Genomic DNA, 24,493 nt, shown 5'->3' with positions numbered 1-24,493 from the left:
GCTCAGTTCGTGGTGCGCGGGGCGAGGAGCGTCACCAGCGCCGAGTCGTCCTCGCCGCCGAGGCCCTGGCTCATGGCGAGTTGGTAGAGCTGGTCGGCCGCGGCGGCGACGGACGTGGCCACGCCGGCCTTCTTGGCGAGGGACACCACGATGTTCATGTCCTTGCGGATGATGTCGAGCCGGGAGCGCAGCTCGGGGCCGCCCGTGCCGTCCTCACCGACCTCGTACTGCTGCACCATGCGCGGGCCGCGGTCGGCGAGCATGAACGACGCGGCGGCGCCCTGGCCGAGTACGTCGACCGCACGGTCGAGGTCGATTCCGAGGGCGCGGGCCAGGGCCAGGGACTCCGCGGCGGCGGCCGTGTGGATTCCGCACAGCAGCTGGTTGACGGTCTTCATGATCTGTCCGTCGCCGACGCGGGCGCCGACGATGTGCAGGGTCGAGGCGAGCCGGTCCAGGACGGGGCGGGCGGCGCCGAGCGCGGCATCGTCGGCGCCGACCATGATCAGCAGGTCGCCCGTGCCGGCCCGCACCGCGCCCCCGCTGACCGGGGCGTCGACCAGCAGGACACCCTGCTCGGCGAGGCGTGCGGCCACGGTCTGTACGCCGTCGATGCCCACGGTGGAGGTGACGACGACGACCGCGCCCTCGCGCAGTTCACCCGCGGCTCCCTCCTCGACGAGACCGCCGCCGAACAGGCAGGACTCCAGCTGCTCCTGGTCGCGTACGGCGATGACGACGACGTCGGCGTCCTTGACCGCGGCGGCGGGCGTCGCGGCGGGGGTGGCACCGGCGTCGGCAGCGAGCGTGCGGCGCTCCTCGAAGACGTCGAAGGCGCGAACCGGGAAGGCCCCTGCGAGGCGGGTGGCCATCGGGAGGCCCATGGCGCCGAGTCCGAGGACTGCGGTGACGGGGGCGGTGGTGTCGGTGGACATGAAGTGCCTCTTTCGTGCGGGCCGCGGCCGGTGGGGCCGCGGAAACAGTGTCTCGCTCCGTCTGGTGATGGCCTCAGACGAGCACGGCGTACATGAGGAGTGACATGGCCAGGCCCATGACGGCGACGATCGTCGAGAGGACGGACCACGTCTTGATGTTCTGGGCGACGCTCATGCCGAAGTACTCCTTGGAGAGCCAGAAGCCGGCGTCGTTGACGTGGGAGAAGAAGAGTGAACCGGCGCCGACGGCGAGCGCGATGAGCGAGGCCTCCACCGGCGGGGCGCCCGCGGCCATGGGCGCCATGATGCCTGCCGCGGCCGTCGTGGCGACGGTGGCGGAGCCGGTGGCGAGCCGGATGAGGACGGCCAGCAGCCAGCCGAGTACGAGATGCGGCATGTGGGCCTCGGCCGCGGCCTTGCCGATGGCGTCGGCGACACCGGTGTCCACGATCAGCTGCTTGAAGCCGCCGCCCGCGCCGACGATGAGGAGGATGCCGGCCACCGCGGGCAGCCCCGCGGTCACGATGGTGCGGACCTCGGCCCGGCCGCGGCCGAGGCCCCAGCCGAAGACGGTCATGGCGAAGAGCACGGCGATGAACATGGCGACGAGCGGCGTGCCCAGGAAGTCGAGCACGTGGTTGTACCAGGCGCTGCCGGGGAAGGCGATGTCGGCGATCGACTTGGCGAGCATCAGGACGACGGGCAGCGCGATCGCGGCGAGCGAGGTGCCGAATCCCGGGGTGCGGGCGCCGGTCGTGCCGTTGGCGCCCTGGGAGGCCATGAGCGATTCCACAAGTTCGGCCGGGGCCTGGGTGTGCACGCGGCGGGCGATGAACTTCGCGTAGAGCGGGCCCGCGACGATCACCGTGGGGATCGCCGCGATGAGGCCGAGTCCGAGCGTGGTGCCGATGTCCGCCTTGAGCGCGCTGACGGCCACCAGGGGGCCGGGGTGCGGGGGCACGAACGCGTGCAGGGTGCCGAGCCCGGCGAGGGCCGGCACGGCGAGCAGCACCAGCGGGGTACGGGTCCGCTTGGACATCACCACGATGATGGGGATGAGCAGGACGAGGCCCACTTCGAAGAACATCGGCAGGCCGATGATCGCGGCGATCAGCGCCATGGACCAGGGGAGCACGCGGGGCCCGGAGCGCGAGCCCAGGCGCTCGACGATGCGGTCGACGCCGCCCGAGTCGGCGAGCAGTTTGCCGAGGATCGCGCCGAGTGCGATCAGCGCGCCCGTCGACCCCAGCGTCGTGCCCATGCCGTTGCTGAACGACTCGACGACCTTGGCCAGTTCGGTGCCCGAGCCGATGCCCAGGACGAGGGAACCGCCGATCAGGGCGATGAACGGATGGAAGTCGAACAGCGTGATCAGGGAGACGATCACGGCGATGGCGACGGCCACCATGGCGATGAGCCGGGTGTCGTGCCCTGTCCAGGGCGCTGCCGCCAGGGGCAGGGCTATCGGGGCCAGCATGCGGGGGTGTCCTTACGTCGTTGTAAGAGGCGTCACGTCGTCGGTGGAGGCGTCGGGTGGGCGAGGGGCGCGGGCCGTTCCGCGCGGCGAGCGGCTCAGCGGTCGGCTCAGCAGCCCGGCCGGGCCTCGCCGCTCTCCTCGGCGCCGGTGTCGTACGCGTCCAGGACCTGGACCTTCTCGGCGGAGGGGGAGGCGGCGTCGAAGCGGTAGCCGAGCCACTCGCCGACGAGGCGGCGTGCCAGTTCCAGACCGATCACGCGCTGGCCCATGGTGAGTACTTGGGCGTTGTTGGAGAGCACGGCGCGTTCGACGGAGAAGCTGTCGTGGGCGGTCACGGCACGGACGCCGCGCACCTTGTTGGCGCTGATGGCGACGCCGAGGCCGGTGCCGCAGAACAGCAGCGCGCGATCCGCGCCGCCCTCGGCGACGAGCCGCGCGGCGGCGACACCGATGTGCGGGTAGGCGGTGTGGTCGTCCTCGCCGACCCCGATGTCCTTGACGGAGGCGACGCGCGGGTCGGCTTCCAGGTCGGCCTTGAGGGCTTCCTTGTAGGCGTGGCCCGCGTCGTCGCTGCCGATGACGAGGCGCAGCGGGGCAGGGGTGGTCCGGTCGGGTTGACCCATGGTGGTTCCTGTTTCTGATCTTGGTAGGGGGCGCGTCGCCGTAACTGCACTGAGGGAACGGCTACTTCGCGAGGAGAGCGGCGAGAGTGCGTGCGCAGAGCGCCAGCGAGAGGGCGCCGGCGTCGGGGGTGCCGACGCTGCGTTCGGCGAGCGGCCGGGCGCGGCCCAGGCGCGGGGTGAGTTCGGCGGTCGCCTCGGCGGCGTGGCTCGCCGTGGCCGCGGCCCGGCCGAGGGCGGAGCCGGCGGTGTCACCGCGGCCGACGCCCGCGGTGAAGGTGTCGACGAGTGGACCGAGGGCGTCGACCAGGGTCTTGTCGCCCGGCTTGGCGCCGCCGAGGGAGGTGACGGCCTCGAAGGCGGCACGCGCGCCGGCGGCCAGGCGCAGGGCGTCGACCGGCCCGGTGTCGCCGAGTTCCTGGGCCAGGGCCCGCAGACCCACGCCCCACAGCACCCCGGACGTGCCCCCGGCCTCGTCGGCCCAGGCGTCGGCGGCCGCGCTGAGCAGTGAACGGGCGCCCGCATCACCGGAGTTGGCCTTCTCGGCGGCCCGCACGGCCGCGTCGACGCCCTTGGTCATGCCGCGCCCGTGATCGCCGTCGCCCGCGACCGCGTCGATCCGGCCGAGCTCGTCGGCGGCGTCGTGCAGGGCGTCCTGTAGGGCGCGCAGCGCGGTGAGGGTCGCCGCCGCTGCGCCGCGCGAGGGCTCGTCGCCCCGAACGAGCGGCGTCCCGGGCACCGCATCGGGCAGCACACGCGGTTCGGCCGGTGTCGCGGGCAGCGGGAGGCGCCGGAATCCGGGGGTGTCGGCCGGCGCGCACCACCAGCGTTCCAGGTCCTCGTCGAGCCACATCAGGGTCAGCGAGCACGCGGCCATGTCCAGGCTGGTGACGAGCTCGCCGACCTCGGGGCGGACCACGGTGAGACCGGCGTCGGCGAGTGCCTCGGCGACGTGCCCCCAGACCAGGAACAGCTCCTCGTACTTCGTGGCGCCGAGCCCGTTGAGGATCGCGGCGACGCGTGTACCGGCCGTCTTCGGGCGTTCGGCGAGCAGCCGGTCGACGAGGATGCGGGCGACGGTCGGGGCATCGGCCATGTCGGTGTCCTCGACGCCGGGTTCGCCGTGGATGCCGAGACCGATGGCCATCTTTCCTTCGGGCACACGGAACAGCGGGGTGTCGGCGCCGGGCAGCGTGCAGCCGGCGAAGGCGATGCCGAAGGAGTACGTGGCGGCGTTGGCGTGGCGGGCCGCGGCCTCGACGGCGTCCAGGTCGAGGCCCTCCTCGGCCGCGGCGCCCGCGACCTTGAAGACGGTGAAGTCCCCTGCGATACCGCGCCGTTCGTCGCCGCGCCCGGCGGGCGCGCTGGCCACGTCGTCGGTGACCAGGACCGTGCGGGTGTCGATGCCGGCGTCGCGCAGCCGGGCCTGCGCCATGCCGAAGTTCATGCGGTCGCCCGCGTAGTTCCCGAAGCAGTAGAGAACCCCGCCGCCGGCCTCGCAGGCACGCGCCACCGACTCCGCCTGCCGGGTGGAGGGGGACGTGAAGACATTGCCGACGACCGCCCCGGTGGCGAGCCCGCCGCCGACGAGCCCGCTGAACGCCGGGTAGTGCCCGGAGCCCCCGCCGACGACGACGGCGACCTGCCCCGGGCGCGGCGGCGCGCTGCGTATGACACCGCCGGGCACGAGGGTGACGTGCTCGGGGTAGGCCGCGGCGAATCCGCGCAGTTGGTCCTCGCTGAAGCGGGAGGGGTCGGTGTACAGCCTGGTCATGGCAGGTGGTTCCTTGTCGTGCGGGGGCGCGCGGCGGGGCGGGGCGGTGCGGTGGGCTCAGGCCGCGGAACGGCGGGGCAGGATGCGGCGCAGGTAGTCGCGGTTCGCGGCGGACACGCTGAGGCCGTCGCCGCCGTAGTGCTCCACGCAGAAAGCGCCGTTGAAGCCGTGGTCGAGGGCGATCTTGACGGCTCGTCGGTAGCTGACGAAGCCGGACTCCATGGGAGCCGGGGACGTGAGGACGGTGCCGGTGGCCGGGTCCTCGACGCGGTAATAGCTCTTCACGTGCCAGTAGTTGGCGTGCGGCAGCGTCTTGGTGACCATCGACTCCCAGGACTCGACGGGGCGCTGCATGCGGATGAGGTTTCCCAGGTCCGGATTGAGGCCGACGTTGTCCCGCTCGATGTCGGTGAGCAGGGCGACCGCCGAGTCCGCGGTACCCAGGTAGGTGTCCTCGTACATCTCCAGGGACAGCTCGACGCCCACCGAGGCCGCGTGGTCGGCGAGTTCACGCAGCCGGGTCACTGCCTTGTGCCACATCTCCTTGTCGCCGACGGGGTCCTTGGGCCCCGGCACGGTCCAGAACCAGAGCACGGCCTGCTGCTCCGGCGTCAGCGGCCGGTGCAGGCCGAAGGAGACGAGCGGGACACCGAGGGCGGCGGCCGCGTCGATGGTGCGGTGCGAGTAGGCGAGGTTGTCGTCGCCGTCGGCGGGGTCGATGACGCTGCGGCGGATCGCCGAGATGGCGGGGGCGGTCAGTCCGACCTTGGCGAGGGTGTCGCGCAGTTCCTCGAGCCGGGCGGGGGCGAGGTCCCCGGGACGCAGCCAGCCATCGGTGAGATCGACCTCGGTGAAGCCCGCTTCGGCCACCTCCTGGAGGCTCTGCGCCCACTGCTCCGCCGGCTGGTCCTGTGTGGAGACACCATCGGGTCCGGTGTTCGGGAATTGCAGCAGGGCGGCGGCGATCGGCCAGGTTTCCGCGGTGTGAGTCAGCATCGGCTCCCTTTCTTCATTTCCTATATGATCTATGGTTTCCGCGGCTGTCAAGGGTGGCCCACGTCACACGCGATGCCCCGTGCGGCCGGTTCGGAATGATCTGTTCCGTGGGACCGGGGAAAGTGGCCCGAACCTCTTGACCAGAGGGTTTCGTCATGCGCATGCTTCCGGCGTCTATTTGTCAACGCCGTGAACTTATCTGTCGGCCGACCCGCTCGGACCCGTGGCGCCGCAGATGTGCAGGCCGGACACAGGAGCCCCATGAACCCCTGGAACGACACTTCGCTGCCTGCCGACGAGCGCGTCGAGGCCCTGCTGGCCGAGATGACCCAGGACGAGAAACTCGCCCAGCTCGGCAGCTACTGGACCAAGTCCAACGTCGGCAGCGGAGACGCCCGGGTCGCACCGATCGAGGAAGCCCTCGCCGCCCGCTCGAACGAGTCCACGGCGCTCGCCCATGGCATCGGCCACCTCACCCGCCCTTACGGCACCCGCCCCCTGGAGCCCGAGGAAGGCCGCGCCGAACTCGTCCGTGTGCAGCGGAAGTTGCGCGACACGCGCCTCGGCGTCCCCGCCATCGCCCACGACGAGTGCCTCACCGGGTTCGCCGCCTTCGGTGCCACGGTCTACCCCACCCCGCTGGCCTGGGCCGCCACCTTCGACACGGCCCTGGTCGAGGAGATGGGCGCCGCCATCGGCCGGGACATGGCGTCGGTCGGGGTCCACCAGGGGCTCGCCCCGGTCCTGGACGTCGTACGCGACTACCGGTGGGGCCGCGTCGAGGAGACGCTCGGCGAGGACCCGTACCTGACCGGCCTCATCGGCACCGCCTACGTACAAGGCATGCAGTCCCAGGGCGTCGTGGCCACCCTCAAGCACTTCGCCGGGCACGCGGCCTCGCGCGGTGCCCGCAACCACGCGCCCGTCTCCATCGGTGCCAGGGAGATGGCCGACGTCATTCTGCCGCCCTTCGAAATGGCCGTGCGCGAGGGCGCGGTGGGCTCGGTGATGAACAGCTACACCGACCAGGACGGTGTCCCCGCCTGCGCGGACGAGGCACTCCTGACGACAGTGCTGCGCGAGCAGTGGGGCTTCACCGGCACGGTCGTCTCCGACTACGGGTCGATCGCATTTCTGCGCACCATGCACCGCGTCGCCGCCACCGAGGGGGACGCCGCCCGCCTGGCGCTGACCGCCGGTATGGACGTCGAGCTGCCCAACACCCGCTGTTACGGCGATCCCCTCGCCGAGCAGCTCGACGACGGCCGGGTCGACCCCGGACTCCTGGACCGGGCCGTCGCGCGCGTCCTGCGGCAGAAGCTCCGACTCGGGCTGCTGGACGCCGACTACAGCCCGGAGGCCGACGCCGGCATGGGCACCCCCGTCGACCTCGACTCCCCGGCCAACCGGGCGCTCGCCCGCACCCTCGCCGAACGCTCCGTCGTCCTGCTCGCCAACGAGGGCGCCGCCCTGCCGCTGGACGCCGCCGAAACCCCCACCATCGCCCTGATCGGCCCGGGCGCCGACGACGCGGGCACCTTCCTGGGGTGCTACTCCTTCCCCAACCACGTCCTGCCCAAGTACCCCGGCCACGCGGCCGGCATCGCCCTGCCCACCCTGCGTGAGGCGCTCACCGCCGAACTGCCGGACATCCGCTTCGTGTACGAGCAGGGCTGCGCGGTCAGCGGCAGTGACACCTCCGGGCTGCCTGCCGCCGTGCGGGCCGCCACGGAGGCGGATCTGGCCCTGGTGGTCGTCGGCGACCGCTCCGGAATGTTCGGCAACGGAACCTCGGGGGAGGGGTGCGACGCCGGCAACCTCCAACTTCCGGGCGTGCAGCGGAAGTTGGTCGAAGAGGTGCTCGCCACCGGCACGTCCGTCGTCCTGCTCGTCGTCTCCGGCCGCCCGTACGCACTGGGCGGGATCGCCGAGCGCTGCGTGGCCGTCGTGGGGGCCTTCATGCCGGGCGAAGAGGGCGGCCCCGCCCTGGCCCGCGTCCTGTCCGGTCAGGTGTGCCCGAGCGGCAAGCTGCCCGTGCAGGTTCCGCGCACCCCGGACTGCGGTCCGGGCACCTACCTGAGCGCGCCGCTCGGCCGGCACAGCGAGGGCATCAGCGTCCTCGACAACACGCCCCTGTACCCGTTCGGCCACGGCCTGTCCTACACCTCCTTCGCCTACGAGGACCTGCGGCTCGCCGGCGACGGGCAGGTCCCGACCGACGGGTGCATCGAGGTGTCCTGCCTCGTCCGCAATACGGGAACGCGCGCGGGCCGGGAGGCCGTCCAGCTCTACTACGACGACCCGGTCGCCCAAGTCGCCCGCCCCGCGCAGCAGTTGGCCGCCTTCGAGGTCGTTTCCCTGCGGCCCGGAGAGCAGACCCGCGTGGTCTTCAGGGTGCACGCCGACCAGACCTCGTACACCAAGAGCGCATCGGGCGACGGGCGGCGCCTCGTCGAGCCCGGCACCATCCACCTCATGCTCGGAGCCTCCAGCGGCGACATCCGGCTGCGCGCCGATGTCGAACTCACCGGGCCCCCACGCCTGGTGGGCGCAGGCCGTCACCTCCGCCACGCGTAACCGCTCCGGAAGCAGACCTCACTTCTGTACGTCCGCACGTGTTCTGCCCGACTACAAGGAAGTAGCACTCGCCGTGACACCAGACACCCGCCAGAGTGACACCCCTGCACCCCCACGCGGTACGACCGGCTCCCTCGCTCCGGAGTCCGCGGCCGGCCCCCGCCCCCGCCTGGTGGTGGGCATGGCGGCCGGTCAACTCGGCATCTTCCTGGCCCTGTTGACGCCCATCCTCGTCAGTCTGCAACTCAAGGTCCAAGCGGTCGTCCCCGAGGACGGCCAGGTCGCCGCGCTCGGCATCGTCACCACCACGGGATCGGTCGCCGCGATGCTGGCCAACCCGTTCTTCGGACGGCTCAGCGACCGCACGACCAGTCGCTACGGCCGTCGCAGGCCCTGGCTCGCCCTCGGCATGCTGGGGCTGCTCATCGGAGTGCTCGTCATCGCGACGGCGACCGGGGTCGCCGGTATCACCGTCGGCTTCGTCATCGCCTCCGCATCCGCCAACGCGGCGCTCGCCGCCTTCGTCGCGACCGTCGCCGACAACGTCCCCGAGTTCAGGCGCGGCAGGATCAGCGGGCTGCTCGGCATCATGCAGAACCTGGCACCCACCGCCGGCACCTGGATCGCGAAGTACTTCACCGACCAACTGCTGCTGCTCTTCCTGGTGCCCAGTGTCATCGGCATCCTCCTGGTGATCGCATACATGCTGGTCCTTCCGGACAAGCCGCTGGAGCACAAGCCCCCGCGGGAGGGCTTCAAGGCGGTCCTGCGCACCTACTGGGTCAATCCCAAGCAGCACCCGGACTTCGCCTGGACCTGGCTCTCCCGCTTCCTGCTGACCCTCGCCAACTGGATGTTCACCACCTTCCGCCTCATCTACCTCCAGCACGAGATGCGGCTCAGCGCCGCCGCCGCGACCGAGACACTCGCCGTCGGCGTCCTTGTCTACGGTCTGGTCGTCATGGGCTCCGCGCAGACGGCGGGCTGGCTCTCGGACCGGTTCGGGCGCCGCAAACCGTTCATCGCCGTCGCCGCCGTGGCGTTCGGCGTCGGCATGCTGATCCTCAGCCGGGCCGACACCATCGCCCTCTTCTACTGTGCGGAGATCGTCCTGGGGCTCGGCTTCGGCACCTACCTCGGTGTCGACCTCGCGCTCGTCATCGACGTACTTCCGGACCCGGACAACCCCTCCAAGGACCTCGGCATCTTCAACATCGCGATGTCGGCCCCGCAGATCTTCGCTCCCGCGCTCGGCGCGCTGCTCATCTCGCTCGGCGGCGGACACAATTACGCGATCCTGCTGATCACCGCCTCCTTGGTGTGTCTCGCCGGAGCGCTCGCCATCCTGCCCGTACGAAAGGTGCGTTGAGCGCGAACGCGGGTAGGCGCCCGCGGGCGCCTACCCCACCGGCAGGTGGTCCCGGCAGTAGTCGATGAGCGCGGTCGCGAGCCTCGACGGCCGGATTCCGCGCGGGTGGCCCACCAGCAGGGAGTTGGTGCCCACCGGCTCCATGATCGGCAGGAACTTCAGCGGCCGCCCCTCGGGGCTCTCGCGCACCTCCTGCATGAGCAGCGAGTACGCGAGCCCGCGCCCGACGAGCTCGCGGATGGTGTGGACGCTGGCGCTGCGGTAGGCGACGTTGGGTTCGGCGCCGAAGCGGCGCAGCAGGCTCTCGTTGAGGTACGAGGCCGGCTCCACGTCGAGCAGGGCGGCCGGATGGGGCGTCAACTCGCGAATGCTGACCTCCTCCCGTTCGGCCAGGGGGTGTTCGGGGGAGAGGGCCACGAGGAAGTGGCGCTCGGCCAGCAGGACCGTCTCCACTTCGGGGTGCCGCTGGACCTCGTACAGGAAACACAGGTCGATCTGGCCGCGCAGCAGCATCTCCTGGATCTCCGGCCCCGGGCCCTCGACGAACTCCAGCTTCACGTCCGGGTGTTCGCGGGCGAAGTAGTCGGCCACCTCGGGGATCACCAGCGTCGAGAGCGTGCTGAAACAGCCGACGGTGAACGTCCCGGAGAAGCCGCCGGCCACGTCGTCCACCGAGTCGACGAGGTGCCGTGCCTCGCCGAGCAGGGCGCGGGCCCGGTTGGCGACGACGCGGCCGGTCGGCGTCAGACAGACGCCCTTGGACTTGCGGCGGATCGCCAGGTCGACGCCCAGGGCGGATTCGAGGTCCTTGATGGCCAGGCTGATCCCGGCCTGCGTGACATGGCACTTCAGCGCGGCCTTGGTGATCGACTGCTCCTCCGCCACGGCGACGAAGTACTCGAGTTGGCGCAGCGTCATCTCCTTCATAAGGAGAGCTTAGGTGTAGCGGAAAACCTATTTGCTTTACGTGTCTGGTGGTGCGGGCCACGATCGGTGGACGCCATGACGCAGGTCACACCAAGAGCGTGAGGATCATGATGAGTGCCGTCCCGCAGACATCAGGACCGTATGTGGTCACCCTCGGCACCGCCGGGGGGCCGCGGTGGTGGAACGCCCCCGGCGGAGCGCAACGCAGTGGCATCAGCACCGCGGTCGTGGTGCGGGGCCGGGTGTATCTGGTGGACTGCGGGCAGGGCGCGGGGCGGCAGTTGAAGAACGCGGGGCTGCGTGTCGAGCAGGTGCGCGGTGTCTTTCTCACCCACCTGCACTCGGACCACACCGTCGACCTGGCGCCGCTCCTGCTGTTCAGCCAGTTCGAGCGGAAGGACTCCGCCCTGGCGCCCATCGCGGTGCGCGGCCCCGGCCGGAGGGGCAAGCTTCCTCCGGTGTCGTCGCGTGCGTCCGGGACGCCCCGGCCGGTCGCTCCCGAGAACCCCACCCCCGGGACCGAGGACCTCTTCGAGGCCCTGTCCGCCGCGTACGCCACCGACATCAACGACCGGGTCTTCGACTCGTGCACGCGACCTCCCTCGGACCACTTCGAGGTCCGAGACATCGAACTCCCCGACGGCACCGGCTTCGACCCAAACGACGCCGTGGCCCCCGACATGGAGCCGTTCCCGGTGTTCCGGGACGAGATCGTCGAGGTCACCGCGACGCTGGTCTCCCACCACCCCACGGCCCCGGCGTTCGCCTTCCGCTTCGACACGGCCGAGGGCTCGGTGACCGTCTCCGGCGACACCGCCCCCTGCCGGAACCTGGTGCGACTGGCGCAGGACACGGATCTGCTGCTGCACGAGGCCATCGACCTGAACCTCATCGCCAAGCAGTACACCGACGTGACGCTGATGAAGGCGACCATGGACCACCACAGAAGGGCTCACACCACCGCGCGGGAAGCCGGGGAGATCGCCACCGCCGCGGGCGCACGGGCTCTCGCACTGCACCACCTGGTCCCCGCCTTCGCTCCGCACGAGTCGTGGCTGGAGGCCCGACACACCTTCAGCGGAGACCTGTTCGTCCCCGACGACCTGCAAGTGATCTCCTTCGCCGCCCCTGCCGGAGCGGGAACCGTTTCCGAGCGTGCAAAGGCGCACCGATGACCGCATCGAATCCGCACCCTTCCCGAGCCACCGAACCGTGCACGGCACACGCCGAGGCGCGGGATCACCGCCGCCAGATGGCCAGGATCCTCACCTCCAGCGCCCTGGGCACGGCCATCGAGTACTACGACTTCATCCTCTACGCGACCGCGGCCAGCATCGTCTTCAACAAGGTGTTCTTCACCGGACTCGGCCCGGGAACGGCGCTGTTCCTGTCCTTCGGGACACTCGCCGCCGGCTACGTGGCCCGCCCGCTGGGCGGCGTCGTCTTCGGACATCTCGGCGACCGGCTCGGCCGCAAGGCCATGCTGGTGGTCACCGTGTCGCTGATGGGCACGGCGAGTGTCCTCATCGGGCTGCTGCCGACGACGGAAAGGATCGGTGCCGCCGCGCCCGTCCTGCTCGTGCTCCTGCGGGTGGTGCAGGGCATCGCGATCGGGGGCGAGTGGGGCGGCGCGATGCTCCTCGCCTTCGAGCACGCCAAGAAGAACAACCGCGGCTTCGCCGCCTCCTTCGCCTACATGGGGGCCCCGGCCGGCACGGTCATCGCCACCCTCGTCCTCAGCGCCGCGTCGGCCCTGTCCGACGAGCAGTTCCTGGCCTGGGGCTGGCGGGTGCCCTTCCTGTTCAGCGCGGTACTCGTCATGGTCGGCCTGTTCGTGCGCCTGAAGGTCTCCGAGTCCCCGGTGTTCCAGGAGCTGGCCCGGAAGCCGAAACCGGCCAGGGTCCCCGCCGCCGAGGTACTCACCAAGCACACCCGCTCGCTGGTCGTCTCCGTGTTCGCCGGCATCGCGGGCCAGGCCGCGCAGGGCCTGATGGGGGCCTGGGCCGTCTCCTACGCGGTGCAGCAGGCCACGATCGACCAGACCTCGGTTCTCAACGTCAAGGCGCTGGCCGGTCTCTGCACCATCGTCATGATCCTCGTCGCGGCACGGCTCAGCGATGTGCTCGGCCGCCGGAAGGTCATGCTCGCCGGTACATTCGCCGCGATGCTCCTCGCCCTGCCGATCACGAGCCTGCTCGAAACGGGCCGTACGTGGGCGCTGTTCCTCGCTCTCTTCCTGGGCCTGAGCGTCGTCCAGGGCTTCACCGCGGGCCCCTACGGTGCCTTCGCGGCGGAGCTGTTCCCCAGTCATGTCCGCTACAGCGGTACGTCCATCGGTTACCAGCTCGCCGCCACCCTCGGCGCCGGGTTCACCCCGCTGCTGGCCGCGGGCCTGGTGATCGCCGCCGACGGCGCCCTGTGGGCTGTCGGTGTCGCCTGGACGGGGATGTCGGCCCTGAGCGCGGCCGCCCTCCTCGCCGCGCGGCACAGCACGGACGAGGAATCTCCCGGCCTCGATGCGACGCCCGCGCGGGCAGCGGTGTCGGAACGGTCCTGGTAGTGGGCGACGGGCCTCGCTCCGGTGTCGCTGTGACGGGCTCCTCAGGGGAGGGGTGATTTGGTATACCATTTTGCGGTCGGTGCCTGCGTCGCGCCGGACGACGCAGGTGAACTACGCAAGGAGACCCACATGCGCGAGGCGGCAGCCCCTTCCGAACCCGCGAATCTCGTCGGAGCCACGCTCGCCGACGGGCGCCTCGTCGATGTCCGGATCGCCGACGGACGGGTCCGCGAGGTCGTCGACCACGTGCCCGGTGGCGCTCCCGCGCCCGACGCCGTCGACCTGCGTGGCGCGCTGCTGCTGCCCGCGTTCGTCGACGGCCACGCCCACTTCGACAAGACGCTGCTCGGCGCGCCCTGGCGGCCGCACCGCAGCACCCGCACGCTGCACGACCAGATCATGTCCGAGCGGGCCTCCCGCGCCACCGAGCCGGTCCCGGTCGCCGAGCGGGCGACCGCGCTCGCCCGCCGCGTGATCGCCACGGGCACGGGCCACGTGCGCTCGCACGTCGACGTCGACCCCGACGTCGGCCTCGGCAACCTGCACGCCGTGCTCGGGGTCCGCGAGGCGTTCCGCGACCGCCTCGGCATGCAGATCGTGGCCTTCCCGCAGAGCGGCGTCGTCACCGCGCCCGGCGTCGCCGAGCTCCTGGACGCCGCGCTCGCCGAGGGCGCCGACCTCATCGGCGGCCTGGACCCCGTGGGCTTCGACGGCGACGCCGCGGGCCAGCTCGACATCGTCTTCGGCCTCGCCGAGAAGCACGGCAAGGGCGTCGACATCCACCTGCACGACGGCGGCACGACCGGCACCGGGCAGCTGCGCGACATCGCCGCGCGCACGGCGGCGCTCGGCATCGGCGGGCGGGTCACGGTGAGCCACGCGTACAGCCTCGGCGCCGTCGACGACGCCGAACTCGACCGCACCGCCGACGCGTTGGCCTCGGCGGGTGTCGCCATCATGACCAACGGCCCGGCAGGACCGATGCCGCCCGTCATGCGGCTGCGCGGGCACGGAGTACGGGTCTTCGCGGGTTCCGACAACATCCGTGACACCTGGTGGCCCTACGGCACCGGCGACATGCTGGAGCGGGCGACGATCATCGGCCTGCGCGACGGGCTGATGACGGACGAGGAACTGCGCGTCGCGGCGTCGCTCGTCACCGACCAGGCCGCCGCCGCGCTCGGCCTCGACGGCTACGGCATCGCGCCGGGCTGCCGCGCCGACCTCGTGGCGGTGGCCGCAGGATCCGTCCCCGAGGCGGTCGCGGACCATCCGCGCCGCGTCCTCGTCCTGCACGACGGGAAGGTCGTCGGCCCCGAGCCGGTGGACACCTACCCGCGTTTCGCGCCCGTCGGCTGACCCCGGGGGCGCCCGGCGTTACGCCCCCGCCTCCCGCAGCAGCTCCGCGATCTCGTCGTAGCCGCGCCGCTCGGCGTGGTCGAGCGGGGTGACGCCGTCGCGGTCGGCCAGCTCCGGGTCGGCGCCGCCGTCGAGCAGCAGGCCGACGACGCGCTGGTGGTCGCGGGCGCCGTCGCCGAGGACGACCGCCTCCAACAGGGCGGTCCAGCCGAGGTCGTTGACGTGGTCCACGTCCATGTCGGTGCTGCGCAGCACCTCGCGGACGTACGCGGCGTGGCCGTGCTCGCCCGCGGGGATCAGCGACGTACCGCCGTAGCGGTTGACCAGGGAGTAGTCCGGGTCGGCCGGGACGAGGGCGCGGGCCATGGCCGCGCTGCCGGTGACGCCGGTCACCAGCCAGGCGCTGTCGTCCTGTTCGTCCTGGGCGTCCGGGTCGGCGTCCGCCGCGACGAGGGCCTTCGCCGCCGCCACATGGTCGTCGAGCGCGGCCAGCAGCAGCGGGGTGCGGCCCTCGCCGTCACGGACCTCGGTGTCGGCGCCCGCGCGCAGGGCGGCGCGGACGGCGTCGGTGTCGCCCTCGCCCGCGGCGCGCAGCAGGTCCGCGGAGGCCTTCGGGGCGGACGGGGCGCCGGACGAACGCTCGGCCGAGGCCTTCGGTGAGCGCTCGGTGTCCGCCGCGTCGTCCGGCGCCGCGGCGCAGGCCGTGACGAACGCCAGCGCGCCGGCCGCGATCAGTCCGCTCATCAGTCCGCTCAAGCGGGTGCTTGGGGCGTCGTGGGCTGCGCATCGCGGTCCTCCGTCGGGTGGGGCTGTGCCGATGCCCCGATCCTCCGCCCCGGCCGCGCGCCCCGGCGTCGACCCGTCGGGTACGTGCCGCGGGCCGGGGGAGGACCCCGATGTCGTCCGATCGGCCGATGCGCGCCCGCGTCACCCCCGCTCGTAGGAGATCACGGCCGTCGTCACCAGGCACGGGGCCGGCGGCACCATCTGGACGCGCAGGGTGCCCCGCGCCGCGTCGTAGTCGATGCCCTCGGACTCGAACGCGCCCTTGCAGACGCTGCGTTGGGGGATCGCGAAGGCGGTGGCCACGCGACCGGCGACCGGTGCGCCGTCCACGGGGCGGGCGAGGGTGATCTCGAGGACCTCCTTCGTCGCGGCGTCGGACGAGCACAGGAGATGCGTGGCGTCGGTGAAGTCGCAGCCCTGGATGTTCGTGACCGGCTTGTCGAGCGAGATCTGCCCGGCCTGCGGGAGGTTGGCGCCGGGCTGCGGCGCCGAGGCGTTGAGGACCGGCGTGGGGAAGACCTGGAGGCGCTCCCGTGTGCCCCACTCACCGGACACCAGCCACTGACCGTCGGGCGACACGGCCGCGAACGAGTTGTTGAGCAACTCGCCGGGATCGAGGGCGTGTTCGTAGGTGGTGCGCTTCCCGGCCGCGGTCGTGACCGCGAACATCTTCTTCGTCGCGCTGTCGCCGCCCTGGTACGCGTCGAAGGTGTAGCCGCGCGCCACGTCCGGGTCGCCCACGTGCGTCCAGCCCGCGACGCGCAGGGACAGCGGGATCGAGCCGAGACCGCGGTACAGGAGCGACCCGTCCGCGCGCGAGGCCAGGCCCTGGCTGCCCGTCAGGGAGTTGACGTGCGTGGTGCCGGTCTCGGTCCAGGTGGGTGCGGCGGACGCCGTCGTCGCGCCGAGGGTGAGGGCGCCCACGGCGGTGGCGAGGGTCAGCGCGAAGCGTCTCTTGTGGCGTTTCGTGTACCGGGTCATGGAGATCACACTGCCTCACCACCGGGGCGCGCAGCGGACGTTCGGGCAAGGTGGCGGATTGTCGCCGCGCGACGGCGGGCAGAGATGTAAAGGGTTGTAAAGGCACCGTATAGGTGCAGTGGCCACAAAGTCCCCTGCAATGCCCGTTCATTACCTGACTGACGTTGCGTCATCACGCTGCGTTGCGGAATGAACTCCTCAGTGATGTGACGCGTCTTACCCGAAACGAGACCGAGAAATTCGCTGGAGGTGTGACGTCGGAGAGTCACCATGCGCTTGACTTGGCGAATCCCCAATTAGGAGAGCTCATGCGACCGTTCGCACTGAACTATGCCCGACCTACGCGAGAGGCAGAGGTCAGAGCGCCGTACGTGTACGACGCGACCCTGCAGTTGAACGTGCTGGCCGACGGCACAGTGGCGGCGCGCGACTACGCAGTGTTGCGGGAGTTCGCGTCCACCACCTCCACTGCGGGTTCGAAAACCCATTTCGACGACTGAACGGCCCAGCGGAATGACCGTGCTGATCCTGACGAGTGAACAGGATGTGACGGCCGACATGGCCGTCGTCGAATTAAATGCCAATGGAATACCTGTCCTGCGGCTCGACCCCGCCGAACTGCCCGGCGGCGTCGGGGTGTCGGGCGAGTTCGCGCACGGCGCCTTCCACGGCCATCTCTCGGTCGGGGGCCGGGTCGTCAGCATGGGTGGCCTGCGCTCGATCTGGGTGCGTCGCCCCGGCGTGCCCGCCGCTCGGGCGCAGGCCGCCTCGTTCTGGCTCACCGAGGAGGCTTCGCAGTCCCTGTACGGGATGCTGCGGTGCACCGAGGCGCGCTGGATGAACCACCCCGACTCCGCGGCCCAGGCCCGCCACAAGCCGTGGCAGTTGTGGCTGGCGCGCGCCTGCGGCCTCCCGGTGCCCGCGACGCTGATCACCACATTCCCGCGCGCCGCCCGCGAGTTCGCCGAGCGCTATCCCGACCTGATCGTGAAGCCGGTCTCCGGGAAGCACCCCGACGACGCCGGGCTCGCCGTGCCCACCACACGCGTGCGCCCCGGCGAGGACTACCAGGACGTCGCGAACGGGCCGACCTTGTTGCAGCGCCGGGTGCGCAGGGCCGCGGACATCCGCCTGATCTGCGTGGGCGACCGGCTGTTCGCGGCGCGCGCGGCGAGTTCGGCGGAGGCCGGGGGCGCCGGGTACAGCGTGGAGGCGGCCGTGGACGACGTGCGCTTCGACGCAGCCGCGGGCCCCTGGCGCCCGATACCCGTGCCCCGGCGCGTCGCGGACGCGGTGCGGACCTATCTGACCCGGGCCCAACTGGCGTACGGGGCGTTCGACTTCGCCGAGGACGCGGACGGCATCTGGTGGTTCCTGGAGTGCAACCAGTCGGGCCAGTTCGGCTTCATCGAGATCGAGACGGGACAGCCCATCGGCCGGTCCGTCGCCCAGTGGCTCGCGGGCGAACCCCTCGGGCCGGTGCCCCCTACGGGCGACGACGGCGAGCGCACGCTCGGCGCGGGGTGTGGCTGACACGACTGCGCGAAGATCTTTACGCGGAGGCGGGCGAGGGGTACGAGGGAGGTATGACCGACGCCACCGCAGTCACCAGGCAGGGAACCCTCCGCGGCCGCACCGAGGACGGCATCGCCGCCTTCCTCGGAGTGCCGTACGCCGCCGCCCCGTTCGGCCCGCGCCGCTTCGCCGCGCCCGAGCCCGCCGAGCCGTGGACCGGGGAGCGCGACGCCACGCGGTACGGGCCGACCGCGCCCAAGGCCCCGTACGCCCCGCCGTTCGACGCGCTGATCCCCGAGACGTCCCAGGACGGCGAGGACTGCCTGAACCTGAACGTGTGGACCCCGCAGCCGGGATCCGACGCGCGCCTGCCCGTCATGGTGTGGCTGCACGGCGGCTCGTTCTCCAACGGCTCCGCGAACTCCTCCGGCTACCGCGGCGACACCTTCGCCCGCGACGGCGTCGTCTTCGTCGGCGTCAACTACCGGCTCGGCGTCGACGGGTTCCTGCATCTGCCGGGGGCGCCCGACAACCGCGGCCTGCTCGACATGATCGCCGCCCTGGAATGGGTGCGCGACAACATCGCGGCGTTCGGCGGCGACCCGGACCGGGTGACCGTGTTCGGCGAATCGGCGGGCGGGGTGGCCATCGGCCGGCTGCTCCTCGAACCGCGTGCCCGCGGCCTGTTCCGGCGCGCGATCCTGGAGAGCGGGGCCTGCCACCACTTCGTGCGGCCCGACACCGCGCGCCGCATCGGGGAGCGGATGGCACAGCGGCTCGGCGTGCCGCACACGGCGGAGGCGTTCGCGGCGGTGCCGCTGCCGGAGCTGATCGCGGCGCAGGGCGCGCTGTCGGACGAGTTCCGGTCGCGGCCCGACCCGGCGGTGTGGGGCGACGCGGCGCTGAACGGGATGGTCTTCGAGCCGATCGCCGACGAGCACGTCATGCCGGGGCCCGACCTGGGCGTGGACATCCTCGTCGGCAGCAACCGCGAGGAGAACCGGCTCTACATGGTGCCGACCGGCCGCTTCGACACGATCAGCGAGGAGCGGGTGCGGCGGGGCGCCGAGGCCTTCGGCGCCGACCTGGACGGGTACCGGGCGAGCCGCCCGGACGCGAGCCCCGGTGAGCTCCTCGACGCCGTCGTCACCGACTGGTTCTGGCGGATCCCGGCGGTGCGGCTCGCCGAGTCCGTGCCGGGTTCGCACCTGTACGAGTTCGCGTGGCGCTCGCCCCAGTTCGACGGTCGGCTGGGGGCGTGCCACGCCCTGGAGCTTGGTTTCGTCTTCGACCGCGCCGACGACCCGGACTACGCGGCGCTCGCGGGCAAGGACGCCCCGGCGGACCTGGCCCGCGCGATGCACGGCGCGTGGGTCGCGTTCGCCGCGTCCGGGGACCCCGGCTGGGCCGCGTACGACCCGGCGGGGGAGCGGGCGACGATGGTGTTCGACGCGGGCGCCTGCGGGGTCGAGTCGGATCCGCGGGCGGCCGAGCGGGAGCTGTGGGAGGGCGCGCGCTGAGGGCCGGAAGGGCTCACAGGGCGGCGCGGTAGTGTGCCCCGGTGACGACGCATTCGAACACCCCCGCAGGTTGGTACCCGGACCCCCAGGGCACGCCCCAGACGCTGCGGTGGTGGGACGGCGCCCAGTGGACCGAGCACACCCACGCCGCCCAGGCGCAGCCCCAGGCCCCGGCTCCGGCCGCGGGCCAGGTGCCGCCGCAGCAGCAGGCTCCGGCGCAGCAACCGCAGCAGCAGTTCGCGCCGGCTCAGCCGCAGCAGGCTCCCGTGCAGCAACAGCAACCGCAGCAGCAGCAGTTCGCGCCGGGGCAGCCCCAGCAGCAGCCGCCGCAGCAGTTCGCACAGCCTCAGCACCAGCCTCAGCACCAGCCCCCGTCGCTGTACGAGCAGCAGGCGCAGGCGCGGGCCGCCGACGTGCAGCGGCAGGTGCAGCAGCAGGCGGGCGTCGCGGGAGCCGGGCAGGGCGGCGGCACGCTGTTCACCGAGCCGGTCCTCGTGGTGAACCAGAAGGCCAAGCTGATCGAGCTGACGAACGAGTACAGCGTCATGGATCAGCACGGCAACCACGTGGGCTCCGTCGTCCAGGTCGGCCAGAGCGCCATGAAGAAGGCGCTGCGCTTCGTCGCCAGCGTCGACCAGTTCATGACGCACCGGCTGGAGATCCGGGACCCGTACGGGCAGCCGCTCATGGTGCTCACGCGGCCGGCCAAGTTCATCAAGTCGAAGGTGCTCGTGGAGCGCCCGGACGGCACGCCGGTCGGCGAGATCGTCCAGCAGAACGCCATCGGGAAGATCAACTTCGCGATGAACGTGAACGGCCAGCAGATCGGCGCGATCAAGGCGGAGAACTGGCGGGCCTGGAACTTCGCGATCGTCGACCACGCGGACAACGAGGTCGCGCGGATCACGAAGACGTGGGAGGGGCTGGCCAAGACGATGTTCACGACGGCCGACAACTATGTCTTGCAGGTGCATTACCAGTTGCCGGAGCCGTTGTTGAGCCTTGTCGTCGCGACGGCTCTTACCGTGGACACGGCTCTGAAGCAGGACTCCCGCGGGTTCGGGTGACCGGGCTTCGTCGCGGTCCTACGGGGTTGCGGTCACGGGGCTCTGCCCCGGACCCCGCGCCTCAATCGCCGGCGGGGCTTGATTGAGATCATTCGCCGTCGAATGTGTCAGCAGCACCACGCCCCCCGTCGCCAGCACCGCCCCCACCGCCGCGAGGCTCCAGCCCGCCACTCCGCCCTGGAGGTGCTCGCCGAGCAGGACCAGGCCGATGACCGATGCCGCGACCGGGTTCGACAGGGTCACCATCGCGAGCGGGGCGCCCAGGCCGCCCTGATAGGCCGTCTGGGACAGGAGCAGGCCGCCCGCCGCGAAGGCCGCGACCAGCAGGGCCACCGCGATCACCCGGACGTCGAGCAGGGGGCCCGTGCGGTCGGTGACCGCCACCGTCACGGTCTGGGTGAGCGCGGACGCGACGCCCGAGGCGACCCCGGACGCGGTGGCGTGCCGCAGGCCCGGCTTGGCGCCGCGGCGTGAGAGGACGCCGATGAGCGCCGCCGTCGCCGCGGCCACGCCGAGCGCTTCGGGCAGCGAGAGCGTGTCGTCGGGGGCGGGGCCCGAGGCCGTGACGAGCAGCGCGCCCAGGCCCGCGAGCGTGAGCGCCGTGCCCCGCCATTCGCCGGCCGTGACGTGCCGGCCGGCCACCTTCGCCCCCAGCGGCACCGCCGCGACCAGGGTGAGCGCGCCGAGCGGCTGGACTAGGGTGAGGGGACCGTACTTGAGAGCGGCGACGTGCAGCAGCGCGGCCGAGGCGTTCAGGCCGACCGACCACCACCAGGTCCCCGTCGCGAGCAGCCGCAGCACGCCCGCCCCCGACCTCGCGGCGAGCCGTTCCTGGGCCACGGCCGCGGCGGCGTAGGCGACGGCGGAGACCAGGGAGAGCACGACGGCGAGCAGGGTGGCGGTCATCGTGCCGCTCCGGTCGCGAGGCCCGCGGCGGCGGAGGACGGGGCCCGATGGGCGTTCGGCGCGGCGATCATCTCGACGGGTATGCGGGTCGGCGTCGCCGCCGCGAGCACGTCGGCGGCCGTGAGCGCGTCCGGCGGCGTACGGAACGCGGCCGGGGTCCACGGCGTCGACGTGGACGCCGAGGACTCGGCGATGTGCGGTGCGGTCCTGGGGGCGGCCACCGGGAACAGGTGGCGCCAGAAGCCCTTCGCTTCGACGGCGCGCGGCAGCCGGATCACCGCGAGCGCGGCGGCGAGGAGCAGCGTCGCCACGATCGTGTCGAGCCAGTAGTGGTTGGCGGTGCCCACGATGACGACCAGCGTGATCAGCGGGTGCAGCAGCCACAGCCACCGCCACCGCGAGCGGGTCGCCGCGACGAGGCCGATGGCGACCATCAGGGCCCAGCCGAAGTGCAGCGAGGGCATCGCGGCGAACTGGTTGGCCATGGTGTCCGTCGCGGGCTTCGCGGCGTAGACGGAGGGGCCGTAGACCTGCGCCGTGTCGACGAGGTGCGTGGCGGCCAGGAGCCGCGGCGGGGCCAGCGGGAACGTGAGGTGCAGCACGAGTGCCGCCGCGGTGAGCACCGCGAGCACCCGCCGCGTCCACAGGTAGTGGCGAGGTCGGCGCAGGTAGAGGAAGACGAGCAGCGCGATCGTGGCCGGGAAGTGCACGGACGCGTAGTAGACGTTCGCGGCGTGCACCAGGGTGTCGCTGCCGAGCAGCACGTCCTGCACCGTGCCCTCGCCGGGCAGGTGCACGGCACGCTCGAAGCTCCACACGTGGTCGGCGTTGTGGAAGGCCTCGGCGGTGTGGCCGTTGGCCAGCTGCCGCCCGAGCTTGTAGACGAGGAAAAGTCCCACGACCAGCAAGAGCTCGCGTATCAGGGGTGGCCGGACGGCGTGCTGCTCCGGTTCCCGCATGTTCCCGTTCATCGATACGCCAGTGTACCGATACGTTGGCGTACCGGTACACTGGCGTATCGATAGGCCGGTGTGATCTCATCGACACCGCAGCCGAACCGAGGAGTGAGGGCCATGACGACGCGAGAGAAGGCCACCGAGGCCGCACCCACCGCCTCGCGACGCTCGAAGATCAGCCCCGAGCGGGCGCAGGAGTTCTTCGACGTGGTCCTCGATCAGCTGCGGGAGCAGGGGTACGGGGCGCTCACCATGGAGGGCGTCGCCGCGCAGGCCTGTTGCAGCAAGTCCACGCTGTACCGGCAGTGGAAGACGAAGCCGCAGCTCGTGGCCGCGGCGCTGCGGGCCGGACGCTGTGCCAAGTTCTTCACGGCCGACACCGGTACGCTCGCGGGGGACCTCGTGACCGCCGCGCGCAACGCGGCGTCGCAGGCCAAGCCGGACACGGTGCTCGTGCAGGCCCTCGGGCACGCCGCCCTCCAGGACGACGAGCTGAAGGCCGCCCTGCGCGAGGCGCTGATCGAGCCGGAGCTCGCGTCGATCGACGCGATGGTGAAGCGGGCGGTGGCGCGCGGCGAGATCGCCGCGGACCATCCCGCCCTGCCCTATCTGGCCGCGCAGCTCTTCGGAGTCATGCGCAGCCGACCGATCCTGGAAGGGTGCGAGACCGACGCCGACTATCTGGTCGGCTTCGTCGAGCGCGTGCTGATTCCGGGACTCGGCCTGACCCCGGAGGGTCGGGCCACCTGAACGGGAGGCCGCCGGTCGCAGGGATGACCGACCGGTGGTCTGCCCGCGCCGCACCGTGGGGACGGGGGCGGCGCGCACCCCCGGCCGGGCGGGTTCCTCCTTGAGCGGAGGGGGACCCGCCCGGCCGCATGTGTGCGGGGGCCGAAGCCGGGCTCAGACGTTCTCGCCCGTGTCGCCGTCGCCGGCGACCGTGGCCTTCTTGATGCCCTTGAGGATCTTGTCGATCGCCCCGGCGTCCGGGCCCTTCGCCTTGTCCGCGGCGGTCTTCGGCACGTCGATGCCCGCGCGCAGCACGATGAGCTTGTCGGGGTTGGCGGGGGAGGGGAAGGCGGCCGACTCCACCCACGCGTCGACGCCCGACTTCGTCCCGACGCTCCAGCGGACCCGGTAGCCCTTCTGCCCGGCGACCGTGACCTCCTTCGCGAACAGCTGCTTGTGGCCCGTGATCCCCTCGTAGGTCTTGCCGCCGTAGGACGACTTCGCGTTCTTGGCGATGTCCTCCTTCGCGGCGGCCTTCGCCGTCTTCGCGTCGAGCTTGAGGCGCTTCGCCGATGAGGTGGACGCGCCGCCCTTCACGCAGACGTCGTCCTTGGAGTTGGGGCAGGGGTACGGGCCGACGGTGATGCCCGCGACGCCCGCTCCGTCGGTGCCCGTCCAGTTCTTGATGACCGGGATCGCGACGCCGTTGCTGACGTCGGTGGCGAACCCCTGGTCGAGCGGCGCCCGCGGGCTTGCGCCCGGCGCGTCGGGGTCGGGGCTCTCGCCCTCGCCGCCGGGGGCGCCGGGATCCTCGGGCTTCGCCTCCTTCGGGCTCCGCGACCGGGAGTCCGCCTTGTCGTTCTTGCCGTCGTCGCCACCGCCCGACGTCAGCGCGTAGACACCGGTGCCGATCCCCGCGAGGACCACGACCGCGATCCCGGCCGCGATGGCGATCCGGCCCCGGCCGCGCGCCGCCGGCGGGAACTGGCCGGGATGGCCCGGATGGCTCGGATACGGCGGGTCGGTCCAGGGCGCGGGCGGCTGCGGGGCGAACGGTGCCGGTTGCTGCGAAGGCGGCTGCGGCGGGGTCGTGGTGGCGGGCCGGGTCTGGTCGGTCCAGCGTGCGCCGTCCCACCAGCGTTCGGTGCGCGGGCCGTTGGGTATCTGCCCCGGGTCGGGGTACCAGCCTGCGGGAGTCTGCGACGTCATGGACGGAACAGTATGAGGCCCGGCTGAAAAGGGGATGAGAGGGTCCGGCCCCCGGTCGGGATCGTTACCAGGCCGGTCCGCACTGCCCATCTCCGGCCAAATGTCACCGGCTGCCGCGACGCCCCACGAAGTGGAGGCCTCCCGGTCTAGTCTCGTGACCAGGACGTCGATCGCCCCAAGTGGTCGGCTGCGACCGGACACCGGGGCGACACCCGGTTCGACAACAGGAG

At 71.9% G+C, this 24,493-nt stretch carries 21 protein-coding genes; 10 read left to right on the top strand and 11 right to left on the bottom strand.

The window, feature by feature from the left end; genetic code table 11:
• Nucleotides 1-2: 2 nt before the first annotated feature.
• From ACNYS0_RS08690 to ACNYS0_RS08670, 5 genes are all read right to left on the bottom strand, one after another.
• Nucleotides 3-935 (bottom strand): NAD(P)-dependent oxidoreductase, encoded by a 933-nt coding sequence (locus tag ACNYS0_RS08690; protein ID WP_422472074.1) that lies wholly within the window; start codon nt 933-935, stop codon nt 3-5.
• A gap of 73 nt (nt 936-1,008) precedes the next feature.
• On the bottom strand, nt 1,009-2,412 hold the full coding sequence (locus ACNYS0_RS08685; protein ID WP_422472073.1) for a GntT/GntP/DsdX family permease: 1,404 nt from the start codon (nt 2,410-2,412) through the stop codon (nt 1,009-1,011).
• Between the two features lie 107 nt (nt 2,413-2,519).
• A complete protein-coding gene (locus tag ACNYS0_RS08680) occupies nt 2,520-3,035 on the bottom strand; it encodes a ribose-5-phosphate isomerase (protein ID WP_422472072.1) in 516 nt (171 codons plus the stop codon).
• A gap of 61 nt (nt 3,036-3,096) precedes the next feature.
• A complete protein-coding gene (locus tag ACNYS0_RS08675; RefSeq protein ID WP_422472071.1) occupies nt 3,097-4,806 on the bottom strand; it encodes a dihydroxyacetone kinase family protein in 1,710 nt (569 codons plus the stop codon).
• A gap of 57 nt (nt 4,807-4,863) precedes the next feature.
• Complete coding sequence (locus ACNYS0_RS08670; protein WP_422472070.1) at nt 4,864-5,802, bottom strand: sugar phosphate isomerase/epimerase family protein; 939 nt, start codon at nt 5,800-5,802, stop codon at nt 4,864-4,866.
• 261 nt (nt 5,803-6,063) lie between these two features.
• Here ACNYS0_RS08670 and ACNYS0_RS08665 point away from each other — a divergent pair, with 261 nt between their 5' ends.
• The gene (locus tag ACNYS0_RS08665) at nt 6,064-8,379 is read left to right on the top strand and encodes a beta-glucosidase family protein (RefSeq protein WP_422472069.1); all 2,316 of its coding nucleotides are present in this window, start codon (nt 6,064-6,066) and stop codon (nt 8,377-8,379) included.
• Nucleotides 8,380-8,452: 73 nt separating this feature from the next.
• Entirely contained in the window at nt 8,453-9,748 is a 1,296-nt protein-coding gene (locus ACNYS0_RS08660) for an MFS transporter (protein ID WP_422472068.1), read from the top strand.
• Nucleotides 9,749-9,778: 30 nt separating this feature from the next.
• On the opposite strand, the gene ACNYS0_RS08655 is transcribed toward ACNYS0_RS08660, so the two are convergent.
• Entirely contained in the window at nt 9,779-10,675 is an 897-nt protein-coding gene (locus ACNYS0_RS08655; RefSeq protein ID WP_422472067.1) for a LysR family transcriptional regulator, read from the bottom strand.
• Nucleotides 10,676-10,782: 107 nt separating this feature from the next.
• Between ACNYS0_RS08655 and ACNYS0_RS08650 the strand changes: the two genes are divergently transcribed.
• The 3 genes from ACNYS0_RS08650 to ACNYS0_RS08640 all read left to right on the top strand — a co-directional run bounded on the left by ACNYS0_RS08650 (nt 10,783) and on the right by ACNYS0_RS08640 (nt 14,594).
• Nucleotides 10,783-11,850, top strand: a complete 1,068-nt coding sequence (locus ACNYS0_RS08650) for an MBL fold metallo-hydrolase (RefSeq protein ID WP_422472066.1) — start codon at nt 10,783-10,785, stop codon at nt 11,848-11,850.
• Nucleotides 11,847-13,235 carry an MFS transporter gene (locus tag ACNYS0_RS08645; protein ID WP_422472065.1) on the top strand — a complete coding sequence of 463 codons (1,389 nt, stop codon included), beginning with the start codon at nt 11,847-11,849 and terminating at the stop codon, nt 13,233-13,235. Before ACNYS0_RS08650 ends, ACNYS0_RS08645 begins: the two co-directional genes overlap by 4 nt.
• Before the next feature lie 129 nt (nt 13,236-13,364).
• The gene (locus ACNYS0_RS08640) at nt 13,365-14,594 is read left to right on the top strand and encodes an amidohydrolase family protein (RefSeq protein WP_422472064.1); all 1,230 of its coding nucleotides are present in this window, start codon (nt 13,365-13,367) and stop codon (nt 14,592-14,594) included.
• Nucleotides 14,595-14,612: 18 nt separating this feature from the next.
• Here ACNYS0_RS08640 and ACNYS0_RS08635 read toward each other — a convergent pair whose 3' ends face one another.
• Both ACNYS0_RS08635 and ACNYS0_RS08630 read right to left on the bottom strand, forming a co-directional pair.
• Nucleotides 14,613-15,338 carry an ankyrin repeat domain-containing protein gene (locus ACNYS0_RS08635; protein WP_422472063.1) on the bottom strand — a complete coding sequence of 242 codons (726 nt, stop codon included), beginning with the start codon at nt 15,336-15,338 and terminating at the stop codon, nt 14,613-14,615.
• Between the two features lie 183 nt (nt 15,339-15,521).
• Complete coding sequence (locus tag ACNYS0_RS08630; RefSeq protein WP_422472062.1) at nt 15,522-16,361, bottom strand: hypothetical protein; 840 nt, start codon at nt 16,359-16,361, stop codon at nt 15,522-15,524.
• A gap of 308 nt (nt 16,362-16,669) precedes the next feature.
• Here ACNYS0_RS08630 and tgmA point away from each other — a divergent pair, with 308 nt between their 5' ends.
• Genes tgmA through ACNYS0_RS08610 form a run of 4 tightly spaced genes read left to right on the top strand, consistent with a single transcriptional unit; the run spans nt 16,670 to nt 20,463 of the window.
• Nucleotides 16,670-16,861, top strand: a complete 192-nt coding sequence (tgmA, locus tag ACNYS0_RS08625; protein ID WP_422414573.1) for a putative ATP-grasp-modified RiPP — start codon at nt 16,670-16,672, stop codon at nt 16,859-16,861.
• Between the two features lie 13 nt (nt 16,862-16,874).
• Complete coding sequence (gene tgmB / locus ACNYS0_RS08620; protein WP_422472061.1) at nt 16,875-17,894, top strand: ATP-grasp ribosomal peptide maturase; 1,020 nt, start codon at nt 16,875-16,877, stop codon at nt 17,892-17,894.
• A 53-nt stretch (nt 17,895-17,947) separates the two neighbouring features.
• The gene (locus ACNYS0_RS08615; RefSeq protein WP_422472060.1) at nt 17,948-19,396 is read left to right on the top strand and encodes a carboxylesterase/lipase family protein; all 1,449 of its coding nucleotides are present in this window, start codon (nt 17,948-17,950) and stop codon (nt 19,394-19,396) included.
• A 41-nt stretch (nt 19,397-19,437) separates the two neighbouring features.
• A complete protein-coding gene (locus tag ACNYS0_RS08610) occupies nt 19,438-20,463 on the top strand; it encodes an LURP-one-related family protein (protein WP_422472059.1) in 1,026 nt (341 codons plus the stop codon).
• A gap of 18 nt (nt 20,464-20,481) precedes the next feature.
• On the opposite strand, the gene ACNYS0_RS08605 is transcribed toward ACNYS0_RS08610, so the two are convergent.
• A complete protein-coding gene (locus tag ACNYS0_RS08605; RefSeq protein ID WP_422472058.1) occupies nt 20,482-21,369 on the bottom strand; it encodes a DMT family protein in 888 nt (295 codons plus the stop codon).
• The gene (locus tag ACNYS0_RS08600) at nt 21,366-22,340 is read right to left on the bottom strand and encodes a phosphatase PAP2 family protein (protein WP_422472057.1); all 975 of its coding nucleotides are present in this window, start codon (nt 22,338-22,340) and stop codon (nt 21,366-21,368) included. Before ACNYS0_RS08600 ends, ACNYS0_RS08605 begins: the two co-directional genes overlap by 4 nt.
• Before the next feature lie 102 nt (nt 22,341-22,442).
• Here ACNYS0_RS08600 and ACNYS0_RS08595 point away from each other — a divergent pair, with 102 nt between their 5' ends.
• On the top strand, nt 22,443-23,075 hold the full coding sequence (locus ACNYS0_RS08595) for a TetR/AcrR family transcriptional regulator (RefSeq protein WP_422472056.1): 633 nt from the start codon (nt 22,443-22,445) through the stop codon (nt 23,073-23,075).
• 153 nt (nt 23,076-23,228) lie between these two features.
• Here the strand turns inward: ACNYS0_RS08595 and ACNYS0_RS08590 are convergent, their stop codons facing one another.
• Nucleotides 23,229-24,263, bottom strand: a complete 1,035-nt coding sequence (locus tag ACNYS0_RS08590; protein ID WP_422472055.1) for a DUF2510 domain-containing protein — start codon at nt 24,261-24,263, stop codon at nt 23,229-23,231.
• Between the last annotated feature and the right edge of the window lie 230 nt (nt 24,264-24,493).

The sequence above is a fragment of the Streptomyces anthophorae genome (assembly GCF_049310305.1).
Taxonomy (GTDB): Bacteria; Actinomycetota; Actinomycetes; order Streptomycetales; family Streptomycetaceae; genus Streptomyces.
Note: the sequence above shows the minus strand (reverse complement) of the source record. Positions and strands in the feature narration are given on the sequence as shown.